Source organism: Weissella soli (genome assembly GCF_001761545.1).
Taxonomy (GTDB): Bacteria; Bacillota; Bacilli; order Lactobacillales; family Lactobacillaceae; genus Weissella; species Weissella soli.
The window spans coordinates 744,198-758,606 of the sequence record NZ_CP017326.1 but is presented as its reverse complement, the minus strand read 5'-3'; the positions used below and the strand labels follow the sequence as shown (position 1 = coordinate 758,606).

Annotated in this window: 15 protein-coding genes; 13 read left to right on the top strand and 2 right to left on the bottom strand. The window is 40.1% G+C overall.

Features of this window, described 5'->3' with window-relative positions:
* The first annotated feature begins 2 nt into the window (after nucleotides 1–2).
* Complete coding sequence (locus WSWS_RS03600) at nucleotides 3–752, top strand: SDR family oxidoreductase (RefSeq protein WP_070229995.1); 750 nt, start codon at nucleotides 3–5, stop codon at nucleotides 750–752.
* 130 nt (nucleotides 753–882) lie between these two features.
* Nucleotides 883–1,176: an antibiotic biosynthesis monooxygenase family protein gene (locus WSWS_RS03595; RefSeq protein ID WP_070229994.1), complete on the top strand. Its 294-nt coding sequence runs from the start codon at nucleotides 883–885 to the stop codon at nucleotides 1,174–1,176.
* Nucleotides 1,177–1,279: 103 nt separating this feature from the next.
* Here the strand turns inward: WSWS_RS03595 and WSWS_RS03590 are convergent, their stop codons facing one another.
* A complete protein-coding gene (locus WSWS_RS03590; protein WP_070229993.1) occupies nucleotides 1,280–1,822 on the bottom strand; it encodes an NADPH-dependent FMN reductase in 543 nt (180 codons plus the stop codon).
* Nucleotides 1,823–2,030: 208 nt separating this feature from the next.
* Here WSWS_RS03590 and WSWS_RS03585 point away from each other — a divergent pair, with 208 nt between their 5' ends.
* The 3 genes from WSWS_RS03585 to WSWS_RS03575 are packed head-to-tail and all read left to right on the top strand — an operon-like array spanning nucleotide 2,031 to nucleotide 4,586.
* Entirely contained in the window at nucleotides 2,031–2,525 is a 495-nt protein-coding gene (locus tag WSWS_RS03585; protein ID WP_114981104.1) for an FMN-binding protein, read from the top strand.
* Nucleotides 2,526–2,545: 20 nt separating this feature from the next.
* Nucleotides 2,546–3,319: an FAD:protein FMN transferase gene (locus tag WSWS_RS03580; protein ID WP_070229992.1), complete on the top strand. Its 774-nt coding sequence runs from the start codon at nucleotides 2,546–2,548 to the stop codon at nucleotides 3,317–3,319.
* The gene (locus WSWS_RS03575) at nucleotides 3,303–4,586 is read left to right on the top strand and encodes an FAD-binding oxidoreductase (protein WP_070229991.1); all 1,284 of its coding nucleotides are present in this window, start codon (nucleotides 3,303–3,305) and stop codon (nucleotides 4,584–4,586) included. Before WSWS_RS03580 ends, WSWS_RS03575 begins: the two co-directional genes overlap by 17 nt.
* A 79-nt stretch (nucleotides 4,587–4,665) precedes the next feature.
* Here WSWS_RS03575 and WSWS_RS03570 read toward each other — a convergent pair whose 3' ends face one another.
* Nucleotides 4,666–5,178, bottom strand: coding sequence for a GNAT family N-acetyltransferase (locus WSWS_RS03570; protein ID WP_070229990.1), 513 nt, complete (start codon nucleotides 5,176–5,178; stop codon nucleotides 4,666–4,668).
* A gap of 380 nt (nucleotides 5,179–5,558) precedes the next feature.
* On the opposite strand from WSWS_RS03570, the gene WSWS_RS03565 reads away from it, so the two are divergent.
* The 8 genes from WSWS_RS03565 to WSWS_RS03530 all read left to right on the top strand — a co-directional run bounded on the left by WSWS_RS03565 (nucleotide 5,559) and on the right by WSWS_RS03530 (nucleotide 14,409).
* Nucleotides 5,559–6,428, top strand: a complete 870-nt coding sequence (locus tag WSWS_RS03565) for an aldo/keto reductase (RefSeq protein WP_070229989.1) — start codon at nucleotides 5,559–5,561, stop codon at nucleotides 6,426–6,428.
* Nucleotides 6,429–6,479: 51 nt separating this feature from the next.
* A complete protein-coding gene (locus WSWS_RS03560; protein ID WP_070229988.1) occupies nucleotides 6,480–7,805 on the top strand; it encodes an MFS transporter in 1,326 nt (441 codons plus the stop codon).
* A gap of 42 nt (nucleotides 7,806–7,847) precedes the next feature.
* Nucleotides 7,848–8,498: an NAD(P)H-binding protein gene (locus WSWS_RS03555; RefSeq protein WP_070229987.1), complete on the top strand. Its 651-nt coding sequence runs from the start codon at nucleotides 7,848–7,850 to the stop codon at nucleotides 8,496–8,498.
* A 19-nt stretch (nucleotides 8,499–8,517) separates the two neighbouring features.
* Nucleotides 8,518–8,958, top strand: coding sequence for a MerR family transcriptional regulator (locus tag WSWS_RS03550; RefSeq protein WP_070229986.1), 441 nt, complete (start codon nucleotides 8,518–8,520; stop codon nucleotides 8,956–8,958).
* 194 nt (nucleotides 8,959–9,152) lie between these two features.
* Complete coding sequence (locus WSWS_RS03545; protein WP_070229985.1) at nucleotides 9,153–11,264, top strand: MMPL family transporter; 2,112 nt, start codon at nucleotides 9,153–9,155, stop codon at nucleotides 11,262–11,264.
* 73 nt (nucleotides 11,265–11,337) lie between these two features.
* A complete protein-coding gene (locus WSWS_RS03540) occupies nucleotides 11,338–12,531 on the top strand; it encodes a sensor histidine kinase (RefSeq protein ID WP_070229984.1) in 1,194 nt (397 codons plus the stop codon).
* A gap of 4 nt (nucleotides 12,532–12,535) precedes the next feature.
* The gene (locus WSWS_RS03535; RefSeq protein WP_070229983.1) at nucleotides 12,536–13,156 is read left to right on the top strand and encodes a response regulator transcription factor; all 621 of its coding nucleotides are present in this window, start codon (nucleotides 12,536–12,538) and stop codon (nucleotides 13,154–13,156) included.
* A 203-nt stretch (nucleotides 13,157–13,359) separates the two neighbouring features.
* Nucleotides 13,360–14,409, top strand: coding sequence for an ABC transporter permease (locus WSWS_RS03530; RefSeq protein ID WP_070229982.1), 1,050 nt, complete (start codon nucleotides 13,360–13,362; stop codon nucleotides 14,407–14,409).

Sequence of the window (14,409 nt, the reverse complement as noted above, 5' to 3'; positions counted from 1 at the left end):
CAATGACAGTCGAGAATAAAGTCGTTGTTATTACGGGTGCTTCATCAGGAATTGGGGAAGCTACTGCTAAATTGTTAGCCAGTCGGGGAGCTAAGGTGGTTCTCGGTGCCCGGCGTGCAGATCGGTTGGCAACCTTAACGGCCACGATTGGGGCCAATGCTATTTATCAGGTCACTGATGTGGCGAACTTCCAGGATGTTAAGCAACTCGTTAACTTGGCCTATGAAAAATACGGTAAAGTAGATGTTTTATATAATAACGCCGGCGTGATGCCTCAGGGGTTCTTACGTGAAGGCAACTTAGAGAGTTATCAACGGATGTTAGATATTAACATCATGGGTGTTCTGCATGGCATTACGGCTGTTTTACCTATTATGGAGCAACAAAAGGATGGCCTGATCATCACAACCGATTCTGTCGCGGGGCATGTAGTATACCCAGGTAGTGCGGTCTATAATGGGACAAAATATGCTGTCCGTGCCATCATGGAAGGTCTGCGCCAAGAGGAAAGAGACTTTGGCATTCGTTCAACCATCATCTCACCAGGGGCGGTGGCAACTGAATTGATTCAGTCCGTTGACAACAGGGTGATTGAAGAGGCACTCCAAGATCTTTATGATCCGAAAAATAGCGGTTCAATGAATTCTTTGGCAGCTGATGATATTGCAAACGCAGTCTTGTACGCCATTGACCAACCCAAACATGTTGCCATTAGTGAGGTTCTGATCCGGCCAACGAGTCAAATAGTTTGATCAACAAATCAAAAAAATGTTACGAGTTAACAAACTCTTTCATCTACAAGACGAGTTATTTAAAATTCTTGTTAAGGGACTAGATGATACAATAAAATTAAATTAGCATTTTAAGAAAGAGAGATTCAGCATGGCGATCACCGTTAATATTTTATATACAGGCGAATCCGGGAATGCCAAGAAGTTTGCCGAAGAAATGGTTGCTTCTGGCATCGTTGCGCGCGTGCGTCAAGAAGTCGGTAATGAGCGGTATGAATATTTTTTCCCGATGGAAGATGTTGATAGTGTGCTACTGATTGATCAGTGGACTAATCAAGAAGCCATTGACTTTCATCATAAATCACCAATGATGCAAGAAATTGCGCAACTCAGGGATAAGTACCAGTTACACATGCAAGTGACTCGTTTTCAAGAACTTGATTAATTGCTGAATCTGTCAATTGATCACTCAAATATAACGAGTTCAAAATAGTTTGAAGACAGAAAAAAGACTGATCATCAGATGATCAGTCTTTTTTCTGTATTAATTAAAACTTTGCAGCGAAGGCTACGAATTGCTTTGCGCTATCTGCCAAGAACTTCTTTGTGTCTTCGTTAGTAATTTGACCAGCTTCATCAGCCAAAGCCATTGTGTTACCAATGTACAATTCAGGTTGTTGCATGGTAGGCATGTCCAAAATTACCAATGATTGACGCAAGGCGTGGTTAGCCAATGAGGCACCAGTACCACCGATTGATTGTGAGGCAACCATGGCTGGCTTACCACCCCAAACACTTTGTCCCCAAGGACGTGAAGCAATATCCAAAGCATTCTTCAATGCAGCAGGGATGCTTCGGTTGTGTTCTGGTGTCACGAAGATGAAAGCATCTTGTGCAGCCACTTCGGCACGGAAGTTCACGTATGATTCAGGTGAGTTCTCATCCAAATCTTGGTTGTACAAAGGCAAGTCAGCAATATTAATATAAGTGACTTCTGCATCGGCTGGCAAACCAGCGACTAGGGCATCAGCAACACCCTTTGAATATGAATTTTTACGAATTGAACCAACAATAATACCAAACTTAGACATAAATAAATACAACTCTCTTTCTAACTAATCAACAAATTTAATTACTAAAAGTAAGTATAGTGCATAATTTTATTTTTTGCAAATATTTGGTGAAATTATTTTTTTAAGGTTCAGTTAGTGTCCACTTAAGGTTGGGTTTATCCATAGCAGTTAAACTGACAACAGTTAGAAAGCAAATAATATAAAAAGTTAAAAAGAAGGTTTGATTATGAAAAAAATTCTTGCAGTTCTGGTCACAGGTTTAATCGCGGTCGCGATGGTTTTAGATGCTTACTGGTTGTTACTAATGAATAAAGGATCATCGACTGATGCTAGTGCGACCACCACGAGTCAAGCAACGACGACTGACAGCACAAGTGACACCACCAGTGTGAGTTCGAGTTCATCGACGATTTCGACGAGTAGTTCGAGCGGCAAGTATAAGGATGGCACTTATAAGGGCTCATCTGTGAGCACCCAGTGGGGTAACGTCCAGGTTAAAGTGACCATTTCTGGCGGGAAAATCACCGACGTGACGATGGTTCATAGTACAAGTGAAGATGGTGAAGGCCGCAGTCAGGCAATTGACAACCAGGCTGAACCCGTTTACATCTCTGAAACAAAGAAAGCCCAATCCGCTGATATCCAAGCTATCTCTGGGGCAACCGTGACATATGAAGGTTACACCCAATCACTACAATCTGCCCTTGATAAAGCAGTATAATAAGGTAGAGGTATAGGCATATGGAAATGCATTCTAAGCGCATCAAAGGGCATACCATGTTGAGTTTTGTGTATCACACAATGGGCACTGTTTTTACTAGCCAAATTGTTTTGGATGAGACAGCCGAGAAGCCGGCGCTGCTCGCTAAAGTGCAACACTTCCAAAATCTGTTAGAAGTATATTTAGAGCAAATCAATACCCGTTTTTCACCGTATTTAGCTGATTCTGAGGTCAGTCGCTATAATCGTGGTGAGATCACGGCCCTGACGATGTCGCCAGATCTTTATTTCGTCTTTGCCTCAAGTTTAGCAGCTAAGTTAGCAACGCATGATGCTTTTGATGCCAACTACAATGGTGAATTTGAACCCTCTGGTTTTGTGAAGGGCTGGTCGATTGAAGTTGGCTTTTCAAAATTCCTAGTGCCCCTGTTCCAATTTCCCAGCGTGCAAGCGGTGAACTTGATCGGTGGGGGTGATATGCAGATGGAGACCCGGGAGCAATCGGACTGGGTATTTGACATCGGCATTGTTGATCCGACCGATCGTTATAGCATTATTAAGACGGTCCAGCTAAAAACCGGGGCGATTGCCACATCGGGCATTTCTGAACGGGGGCACCATATTAAGGGAGCTGTCGACGATATCCTACAAACAACGGTGATTGGCCAAGCGCTCCAGGAAGTTGATGTGTGGGCGACGGCCTTAATGGTGAATCCTGACCTAGCACTACCTGACAATTTAAGTGGGTTTATTTTTACAAGACAAGAGGGCGAAACACATGCTAAAATCTCATAAATATTGGCTCGGACTTTTCTGGATGGCAGCTATTTTTGTCTTGCCACTACCGTTAATCCAGACCCTATCACAGGGGATGCAAAACACAATCAATGTGTCAAATCTATTCGCTTCACAAATTGGTATCATCGCGTACGTCTGGATGCTTTTTGCCATTGCTATTTCCATCAAACCGAAGTGGATTGACAAATTGATCGGTTTGCCAGAGATGTATTTTGTCCATGGTATCCTGGGTGTCAGTGCGATTGTCTTGGCTTTTACACACAAAATGATGTTGCAATCCTCAGGGTTAATTAAACAGACTGGTGATATCGCGTTAATCATCTTCATTGGGATTGCGGCCTACTCAATTTTCTTCATGTCGGGTTGGTTAACATCAAGAAGTAAAGTGCTCCGAAAGATCAAGACAACCATTGAAAAGATTTTGAGCTATGAAGTCTCAGTATGGCTCCATCGTTTAAATATTGTGGCCACGCTGTTAGTGTTTGCACACGTTATTTTAATACCCTACATTGTGACGATCACGCCATTCATGACATTGTTCTTTGTCTACTCAGGTGTGACCGCGGTGATGTATCTGTATTATCACTTTGGTAAGCCGCTCCTCGCGAGACATGGGCAGCTCATCGCCAATAAAAAGTTGGCACATTCCGTGACTGAGTTGGTCATCCGTCTTAATAAAAATGCACAGATTCATCCGGGTGATTTTGTCTATATTTCATTTCCAGAAGTTGATGGCTTTAAAGAGATGCACCCATTTTCAATTTTGCGCTATGACCAGGCGAAACGAGAACTGGTCTTTGCCATCCGTAATTGGGGTGATTTCACCGCAAAGTTAGACAAAATACCAGTGGGTGCCAAGGTCAAGATTGATGGCTCTTATGGACGATTGTCAGAATCGATTAAGGAAAATGAAGGCAAGCATTTGGTCTTTATCGGCTCAGGGGTGGGATCGGTCCCACTGATTTCACTCACCAGGTCGCTGATCGATAAGCACAAGGTGTCCTTTATCCGTGTGGCGTCGAAAAAAGAAGATTTAATCTATGAAAATGATTTGCAGGATTTAGCGGTGAAAAACCCTAATCTAGAGTATGCGTCGCAAGTGGGCCGCTTAAACGAAAATCAGGTCAAAACGATTGTTACTAAAAATCGCAATTCCTTCTATATTGTGGGTGGTTCAACGCCCATGATGGTCGGCACGATGAAGTTGCTCCAAGATGCAGGTGTTCGTAAAGCTGACATCTATGGTGAGAAGTTTAATTTCTAATCATAGTATAACTACATAAAAGGCCCTCAAGGTTGGCAATGCCAATTCTGAGGGCTTTTTACGTAGTTAATCATTTTAATCACAGATGTTTGACCATTAGCAAATCGATTTGGGGTGCATCACCAAGATGAACGGTGCGGCTACCTGCGAATTCAAAACCGTAGTGTTGATAAAATGTGATGGCTGTTTGATTGTATTCCCAAACTCCTAACCAAACTTGTTTTTTACCTAAGAGGGTAGCCTTAGTCTTTGCAATGTTATATAAGATCTCACCGAGGCCTTGGTTTTGAAAAGCGTGGCGAATGTATATACGTTCAATTTCTAGAGCGTCCTTGAAAGTATTTTCTGATTGTGCATCTGCCGTGTTCAATTTCAGATATCCCACGGCACCGTGGTCATCATCAAATATAAAATAAAAATAGGTGTTTTTGTTTTTTAATTCAGAGATTAATTTTTCTAAATTGTATTGGCGATCTAAATAAAGACTCATATTTTCAGCTGTGTTATATGTAGCGAAGGCATCATAAAAAGTGTCAACACAAATTTTTTGTAATTCGGTTACATCTGAAACTGACAATTCTTTCATATACATGGTTTTACTCCAGTGTTCATTAAAAAATAAAAGCAGTTGTTCACATGTCATCATAGCCCCAATGAAATGCGAATAACTACTTAATTTAAGCCACGTTCATAGTAGAACAATTAGGCTTATTTTAGCATAATTATACAAAAATTAAAATACTGCAATAGATTAAATCTAGCTGAATATTAGGCAGAATTACGATCTATCTGTATATTTTCTTCATAATATATGAATAAAATAGTCAATAATAACTGATTTGTTAAGTAAAATTTCCCCTAGATTTGTTTATTTGAATTTCTAATTTGCAACATAAGAAATTAAAAGGGTTGACTTAAAGCTCACTCGAAGGTTTTTAATAGAACTCATGAATAGGAAAAGAGGAAACAGACATGGACTTTACAACATTGAATAACGGTAACAAGATGCCACAATTAGGATTCGGGGTTTTTCAGATTCCGGTTGCAGAAACTAAGCAGGCTGTACGCGATGCCATTAAAGCAGGGTATCGGAGTGTCGATACTGCACGTATTTATGGTAACGAAGCTGAAACAGGTGTAGCTGTTAATGAAGCTGTCGCTGCTGGAGAGGTAGCTCGTGAGGATATCTTTCTAACTACGAAGTTGTTTATTCAAGATTTTGATTATGACCGGGCGCGTGCTGCGATTGATGATTCATTGCAAAATGCGGGACAAGCATACTTTGATCTTATTTTACTACATCAACCATATGGTGACGTGTATGGTGCCTGGCGTGCTTTGGCCGAGGCACAAGCAGCTGGCCAGGTTAAAAACATCGGTATTTCAAATTTTTATCCTGCAAAGTTCATCGAATTTGTGAATGTTGTTGAACAAGCTAGTCTGCCAAAACCACAAATAAATCAAGTGGAATTCCACCCCTTTTACCAAGAAAAGGTAGCTCGTGAGTGGCATACAAAGTATGGGGTGCAAATGGAAGCCTGGGGTCCATTTGCAGAAGGACAGCATGGCATTTTTAGTCACCCGGTGCTGTTAGAAATTGCTAAAAAACACGAAGTCGCGATTGCTCAAGTAGTTCTGAAGTGGGTCATGCAAGAAGGTATCGTTGCGGTAGCTAAGTCGACTAAGCCGGAACGAATGGCCCAAAACTTGGATATTTGGAACTTTACGTTGGATGGCGAGGATATAGCTAAGATTGAAAATCTGGATACGAACACACCGGACTTTGATCATTTAGATCCTAATCGGGTGGATTGGTTTTACAATGTTCGTTCGCGAGGATAAGTAAACTGAAAAACAGGATTAAATTACTGTTTTTTTGAGAGGAAGAGTTGTATGGTGAAACAAAAATTTGGCATGGTACTACCCATCGCCTTATTAGCATATTTTTTAATTTTAATGGATAATTCAATTATTTTTACATCCGCTGTTGAAATTGGGCGTGATTTACATTTGACAGCCCAGGCGCTATCGTGGATATCAAATGCTTATACGCTGACTTTTGGCGGTTTCTTGTTGCTGAGTGGGCGACTGTCAGATTTAATTGGTCGAAAGCGTATTTTTTTAATCGGTCTCGCTATCTTTGGCGTGGCTTCATGGATGATTGGCTTATCTAATCAGATGCTTTTGACTATCTTGTTACGTGGCGTGCAGGGCATTGGTGCTTCAATCTTGGCACCGTCGACTTTAGCGCTAATGATAGATGCCTATCAAGGAAACCAACTAACTACTGCGATTGCTTACTATGGGGCAACTGCTGGCGTGGGATCCAGTTTAGGTTTAGTCATTGGCGGTTGGTTGACCACCGCGGTATCTTGGCGAGCGGGCTTTTTGATTAATGTGCCATTCACATTATTGCTCTTAATGTTAGCGTGGCGTTTTATTAAACCGGACGTCGTTAAACCTGGTTCTCAGCCAGTTGATTTGCTAGGAGCTGGACTATCAGTGGTTGGGCTGGGTAGTATTATCTATGGGTTACTCGCAAATAGTGAACAGTGGCTTTATATCGCCATAGGAATGAGCTTAATTGGTGTTTTTGTTTGGCGAGAAAGTCACGTTGCAGGGGCACTGATGCCACTGTCACTTTTTAAAAATAAGATTCGTGCGAGTGCATATCTGTTGCGATTGCTCTTTATGATGTCGATGCTATCATTTTGGTTTTTATTACCCCAAATGATGCAAAGTCAGTATGGATTCAATGCATTGCAGGCAGGGTTAGCTTTTTTCCCATTGACGGTGATTATGTTTTTAATTTCAATGCGGTTACCAATGATCACTGCTAAATTCGGCCAAACAAAAACGTTGCTATTTGGTGAGATCATGCTGGGATTAGGCATGCTACTCTTGGCGCTGGCTAATTTTAATGCCAGTTATTGGTCAGCTATTGCGTTACCCATGGTATTTTTAGGCATCGGACAAGGCTTTATTTTATCACCGGTCACCAGCTTAGGTATCTATGAGACGTCTAACGAGTTAGCTGGTATTGCTTCCGGGATCACAAATACCATGCACCAAATTGGTGGTCCGATTGGTCTGTCTCTGGTTTTAATGATCGGGGGTAACATCCATACTAATTTATGGGTGATGTTTAGTTTTATTGTGGTAGCTATCTTGATTGCGCTATACCTTGTGATAGGGCAACTCATAGCCGACGAGCAGTAACGCGTTTTATTGCAATGAGTGTTAATGATAGGAGAAAATAAGATGAAAATAGCGATTATCGCAGCTGGTGGGCGAATTGCCCAGTTAGTCACGGAACGATTGTTAACTGAAGACCGTTTTGCCGATGTTGCATTAACTTTGGCAATCCGACATCCTGATCAACTTAAACATTTAGCCAATCACCCCCGGGTCACTATTGTAAAAGCGGATTTGAACGATTTGACATCGGTAACATCAGTTGTAGCCGGTCAAGATTTGATCTTTGTGGCCGTTGTTGATCATGATGCGCAAAATGTACCAACCAGGAATGTCATCGCAGCTATGCAAGCACACCAGGTTGACCGTATCATTTATACTAACATTTTAGGTATTTACGATGAAGTTCCCGGCGAATTTGGTCGTTGGAATTTATCAATGGTTGCTCCTGGACTAGCTGCTGCTCAAAATTCGGATCATCTTTTAGCGACCTCAGGGTTGAATTATACGACCCTACGTTTACCTTGGTTGAATGATCGTGATGAGATTCATTATGTAGTGACACATCGTGATGAGCCTTATATTGGGGTATCTGGTTCGCGTCAAAGTGTGGCTGATTTAGTGTTAGAATTAATAACGACACCTGATATGGGGAATTTTGATAGTTTAGGACTAGCTGATCCGGCTACTGCTGGCTTGGACCGGCCAGTCTACTAAAACTAAGAGGGATGATGAAATGAATATCAAAGAGGCAAGTGAAATTACTGGCGTTGAGGCGAGTACCATTCGTTATTACGAACAGGTTGGTCTGATTCCTGTGGTCGATCGAAAAACTAGTGGTGTGCGTGACTTTGATGATTTTTATATTGGTCGAATCAACTTTGTCAAAAATATGCGCAGTGCGGGGATGTCGGTTGAAGCCATTAAGCGCTATGTTGACCTGGTTGATGATGAAGCTGAACACGTTGAACAACAAAAGGCTATTCTAGTTGAGCAAATAAATATCTTGACTGAAAAACGTGACGATTTAACGGCAACACTAGATTATTTACAGTATAAAGTAGAGCATTTCTATGATCATATGCTCGATGCGGAAGAACAATTAAAGTTATTAGAAAAGCAGCATACGCTTACGAAGCGTAATAATAAGCAGGGTAAGTGGGCTGATCATCTATAAAAAATAAAATATCGTGTCTTATATCTATGCTAAGACACGATATTTTATTATCGACAAAAATTCAAGACCAGGGTGTTCTTAGTAGTTCTATATCTTAATTGCACTAAAGGGCAATCAAGTATGCCTGGTAGGACGATGTATATTCTAGTTTTCCTTGATATATTGAGTACATAACAAGTTTAAGGAGAATACTCATGGGAAAATCACTTGGAAAATTAGGAGGATGGATATACCGTCATGCAAAGGTGACTATATTCGGTTTTGTTTTAACCATTCTTATTTCAATTGGTGCCGCACTTAGTATGGGAGTGAACTTTGATTCTGCTGGAATGTCTATCCAAGGATCACAATCTGAACAAGCTAATCGACTAATGGAAAAAGAATTTCCTAACACGAAGCAAACAGGGGGTCAGGTAGAAATTGTATTACATTCAATTAATGGCGATGTACTAACCTCACCGGCCAACCAACAAATTATGAATGACATGTTTAAAGATGTTCAAACAAATAAACATGTCAAAATGGTGGTGACCCCACAGATACTTCAGAGCTATAGTCAGGACAAGATGGCTGCGACTGCCAGAGTAATCTATAAGCAAAAAGGGGATCAAGTTTCTACTAAGACAGTTAAAGCACTATTGAAGTCTATTAATATTACGCGAAACAAAAATATTGAAACGGAATTAACTTCAAATGACGTCACGATTTCCGGTATGGATAATGGTGAACAAGCTGAAGTGGTTGGATTGGCCATAGCCTTTGTTATTTTAGCAATCACTTTTGCATCGTTAATGGCGGCTGGTATTCCTATTTTTTCAGCTATTTTAGGTTTAGTTGTTGGAATGATGTTAGTCTTAATTTCAACAAATTTCTTGTCAGTTGCAACATTTTCCATGTCGTTAGTGGGGATGATGGGATTGGCTGTCGGGATTGATTATGCATTATTTTTGCTTTCACGATATCGACAAGAACTAGAACATTTGAATAAAAAAAATGCCCTAATGACAGCTATGTCAACGGCAGGAACGTCCATCGTGTTTGCTGGTTTAACGGTCATCGTTGCATTATTGGGAATGACTGTGTTAAACATCGATATGCTCTCAGTCATGGGTATAACGGCAGCGATGGCGATTTTTACGGCAATTTTGACATCATTAACCTTCGTGCCGGCGATGTTAGTTTTACTAGGTGATCGTGTAACTGGTAAGAAACCTAATCGAGTACTATATCTTGCAACGTTACTCCGTATTAGAGGGGGTTGGGGCAAGATAGTCACTAAATACAAGTACGTATTAACAATTGCAGTCATTGTCATATTAGGATTTGCTACGATGCCATTTACGCATATTAATTTGGGTCTACCTAATGATGCCGTTAAGTCAGAAAAATTGACGGAACGACGAGCTTATGACATCTTAACGCAAGAGTATGGTCAGGGTAGTCAAGCAACACTAGTCATAATAGCAAAAACTAGTAGCAATCAGGCAACTCAGCATGTCATCAAGGATATTGATGCTCTAAACAACGTGGCATCTGTTTCAGCGGCAACGCCAAGCAAAAATAACGAATATCAGATGATTACTGTTCAACCAGGAACAAACGCCAATGCCGTCAAAACTAAGCAGTTGGTACATAAAATTCGTGACTTGAGTTCTGACAAAGATTTACCCAAATTATATATCACTGGTTCAACTGCCATTAATATTGATATGTCTGACGCATTGATGAAAGCCTTACCTAAGTTTGCCGCTTTGATTGTCCTATTTGCTTTTGTATTACTGACATTGGTATTTAGATCATTATTAATTCCAGTGGTTGCAGTGGCAGGATTTATATTATCATTGGGTGCAACACTAGGAACAATTGTTTATGTTGTCCAAGATGGTCATTTCATTGAATTCTTTGGGATACCCGCTAAGGGCGCCATTCTCAATTTCTTACCAGTTCTCGTGATTGGTATTATGTTTGGGTTAGCCATGGATTATGAAGTCTTCTTAGTGAGTCGGATTCGTGAGGAATATTTAAAAACACATCGAACTACTGAAGCGGTGATCGCAGGAATGCGGAACAGTGGTCCAGCGGTTGTAGCAGCAGCTCTAATTATGATGGCAGTCTTTTCAGGATTTATTTTTGCCAGTGATGCCATCGTAAAATCAATGGGTCTTGTATTAACCTCTGGAATCTTATTTGATGCATTGTTAGTTAGATTGATTTTAGTGCCCGCAACAATTGCAGTATTTGGCAAAGCTAGTTGGTACTTACCAAAGTGGTTAGATAAGCTATTACCTAATGTCAAAATAGATTAATTGATGTTTAAAACTTAAAAACTAAGCTAAAATGAATGCATAGCTTAGTTTTTTTACTGTATAAGGAGTTCGTATGGAACATGACGTTAAGCAAGAAACACGTGAACATTTTTTGATTCTATATAGATGGCCAATGATTTTCTGGAGCTTGATGATGTATTTTTTGTCATATTATTTGATGCTCCAGTCATCGCAGATTGGTGATTGGCAGTCATCACTGTTTTTTACATTATTTTTTGTACAAGCACTGGTAAACTTTAAAAGTACTAGCTTGATTAAGCGGAGCTCAATAGGCTTTGTTGCTATTCAAATGATTATTGTGATAATGGCTGGGATATTAATTTCTCCTAATGAAACTATTTTATACATTACCATGTTACCAGTTTTTGGAGTTCAGATTATTTCTTTGTTTGATATGAAATTAAAGACGCTTTTGTGGATTCTTGGACCAGCTCAAATCGTGGTTATTTTAATTGAACTAATTAATGAAGGTGTGTTTTTGGCCTTGATGGCGCTTGAAGCTTCAATTTTTCTCAACGTCATTTTTTTCATAGCGTGGCAGTTTTATCATCGGCAAGTAAATCAAATGATCAGAACACAACGTATCCTTCAGGAATTGCAAGTGACGTATACTGAAGTCAAAGAAATTTCCCAACAAAATGAACGAAATCGGATTGGACGTGAATTGCATGATACTTTAATGCAAGGGTTGGCAGGTGTGACAATGCAATTAGAAGGTATTAAGGGATTAATTTCACATGGCAAAATTCAGCGGGCAACTGCAGAAATTGAAAAAACAATAAAGTTATCTAGAAGTTCATTGGTAGATGCCCGAACAGCCGTATATGAGATGCGTAGAGAGCACACGGACAATATTAGTTTCAGGTATCGTCTTGAAAAGTTAGCAGAGCTATTTTATGAAAATTATGGATTGCATGTCAATGTTAAAATCACAGCTGATATCCAATTAAAATCAGAAACCACGGAGACGCTGATACGAATTATTTCGGAAGCACTTACTAATATAGTTAAACATGCTGAAACAGATGTGGCGCTTGTTAAAATTGAATTAGATAAGTTTTTAATTATCGAAATTATTGATTTTGGGCGTGGTTTTAAAGTTCAAAATGATGCAACACGTAATCGTCATTTTGGCATCAGTTCAATGCATGAACGGGTAGTTGAATTAGATGGTACAGTGAATATCAGCAGCCAAATTGGTGAGGGAACTAATATCCAGATAAAAATCCCGTGTGAGTTGAGGTAGCAAAATGAATAAAAAAATAATGGTGGTTGATAATCATTTTCTAATTAGAGAAGGCTTAAAACTAATTTTTGAAAATATAGCCGGTTTTGAGGTTGCGTATGAGGCGAGTAATGGTACGGAGGCTATCGCTCAGTTAAAACAGGCATTACCTGATGTTATATTACTAGATATTATCATGGATCATATTGATGGTTTCGGTGTGATGGCTTATATCAATGAATTTTGCCCACAGGTACCTGTGGTTGTTTTAACAACAGTAGATACCGGCAATGACATTAAAAAAATGTTGAATTTAGGTGCCAAGGGTTACCTGCTAAAAGATGCCGGGCCTGAACAAATCATTAATACAGTGAATAATGCTTTGGAAGGTAACACTTTATTACATAGTAAAATAACACAAATTATGTCCACGGAAGGGCTAAATCCATCAGATTTCAACCTAAATGATATGGAGTTAATGCTCCTAACTGACATTAGTAAGGGTCTCAGAATAAAAGATATTGCAATCAAAGTTCACTTATCTGAAAGAACGGTGAAGAACCACTTGAGCACGATCTATAACAAGATGTCTGTTTCCAGTGGTATTGAAGCAGTAGCCTTAGCAGCGAAAAATAATTTGATTTAACTGGTTTAACACGCCATCTCTTAGACATTTTCTAAGAGATGGCGTTTTTGATGGCTTGTAAAGCAGCAGCGACGGCGGCCATTTATTTGTTAACAAAAGTTAAAAAAAGGTGAAGATACCATTACAAATGATGGTACAATTGACTCACCAGCAAGCACTCAGTTAATGAAATGGTCACTTGAACCGCGATCAGGAGAAAAAATATGTTTCTAGCCATTAAAGAAATGTTACATGAAAAATTACGTTATGGGTTGATCATTGCGCTCATATTATTAGTCAGCTACTTGTTAATCATTTTAAGCGGCTTAGCCACGGGCTTAGCTAACCTTAATCGCGCTGCTGTCGACGAGTGGCAAGCCAGTGCCATTGTATTAAATAAGGATGCTGAGGGACGTTTATCACAATCCTTTCTCGCAAAAAAGACGGTGGCGGCTTTGCCAAGCAATGGGGCCAAACTATCTCAGTACAGTACGTTGGTAAAATCCGCGGCGGGTCTTAAGGAAAATACCCAGCTGATCGCTGTTGCGTCAGATTCATTTATCTATAAGAACCTGAAAGTCACAGCCGGTAAGAAGGCAACCAAGTTGAATGAGGGCCTCGTATCCGATAAATTCAAAAACGATGGTTTCAAGATCGGCGATCAATTAAAGGTGGCCAATTCAGACGTTAAGATCAAAATTACCGGCTTTACGCCCCGCGCAACCCTGAACGTGGCACCGGTTGTATATGTGTCACCTAAGACGATTCAGCCACTGAATAAGGGGATGGTTAACGCCGTCGTTTTCGAGAATCATAGCCCAAGTCGGGGTGATTTGCCGATGGGGACTAAACTGTTTGCTATTCAGGCCTTTATTAATAAGTTACCCGGATACAGTGCCCAACAGTTGACCTTTAACTTTATGATTGGCTTTTTGTACGTGATTATCTTAATTGTTATCTCAATCTTCTTATATATTCTGACTGTGCAAAAGCTCCCTAATCTGGGAGTGCTAAAAGCACAAGGTGTTTCAACAAAGTATCTCGTGCTAAGTATCTTATACCAATCACTCATCATGTCTATTATCGGGGTGGTGTTAGCTATCATCTTAGGAGAAATAACCGCTATCGGCCTACCAAGTGAAGTGCCGATTGTCATTACGACCAGCAATCTATTGATTTCAGGATTTGGGTTGATCATTATGTCATTATTCGGTGCGTTGATCCCGATTCGGCAGATCACAAAAGTCGATCCCTACAAGATTATTGGAGGATAA

Coding starts and splice junctions, on each gene's coding strand:
- WSWS_RS03550 (WP_070229986.1), top strand. CDS start 8,518: ATGAATATCAAAGAGGCAAGTGAAATTACTGGCGTTGAGGCGAGTACC.
- WSWS_RS03530 (WP_070229982.1), top strand. CDS start 13,360: ATGTTTCTAGCCATTAAAGAAATGTTACATGAAAAATTACGTTATGGG.
- WSWS_RS03585 (WP_114981104.1), top strand. CDS start 2,031: ATGAAAAAAATTCTTGCAGTTCTGGTCACAGGTTTAATCGCGGTCGCG.
- WSWS_RS03540 (WP_070229984.1), top strand. CDS start 11,338: ATGGAACATGACGTTAAGCAAGAAACACGTGAACATTTTTTGATTCTA.
- WSWS_RS03565 (WP_070229989.1), top strand. CDS start 5,559: ATGGACTTTACAACATTGAATAACGGTAACAAGATGCCACAATTAGGA.
- WSWS_RS03545 (WP_070229985.1), top strand. CDS start 9,153: ATGGGAAAATCACTTGGAAAATTAGGAGGATGGATATACCGTCATGCA.
- WSWS_RS03535 (WP_070229983.1), top strand. CDS start 12,536: ATGAATAAAAAAATAATGGTGGTTGATAATCATTTTCTAATTAGAGAA.
- WSWS_RS03555 (WP_070229987.1), top strand. CDS start 7,848: ATGAAAATAGCGATTATCGCAGCTGGTGGGCGAATTGCCCAGTTAGTC.
- WSWS_RS03600 (WP_070229995.1), top strand. CDS start 3: ATGACAGTCGAGAATAAAGTCGTTGTTATTACGGGTGCTTCATCAGGA.
- WSWS_RS03590 (WP_070229993.1), bottom strand. CDS start 1,822: ATGTCTAAGTTTGGTATTATTGTTGGTTCAATTCGTAAAAATTCATAT.
- WSWS_RS03580 (WP_070229992.1), top strand. CDS start 2,546: ATGGAAATGCATTCTAAGCGCATCAAAGGGCATACCATGTTGAGTTTT.
- WSWS_RS03570 (WP_070229990.1), bottom strand. CDS start 5,178: ATGTATATGAAAGAATTGTCAGTTTCAGATGTAACCGAATTACAAAAA.
- WSWS_RS03560 (WP_070229988.1), top strand. CDS start 6,480: ATGGTGAAACAAAAATTTGGCATGGTACTACCCATCGCCTTATTAGCA.
- WSWS_RS03575 (WP_070229991.1), top strand. CDS start 3,303: ATGCTAAAATCTCATAAATATTGGCTCGGACTTTTCTGGATGGCAGCT.
- WSWS_RS03595 (WP_070229994.1), top strand. CDS start 883: ATGGCGATCACCGTTAATATTTTATATACAGGCGAATCCGGGAATGCC.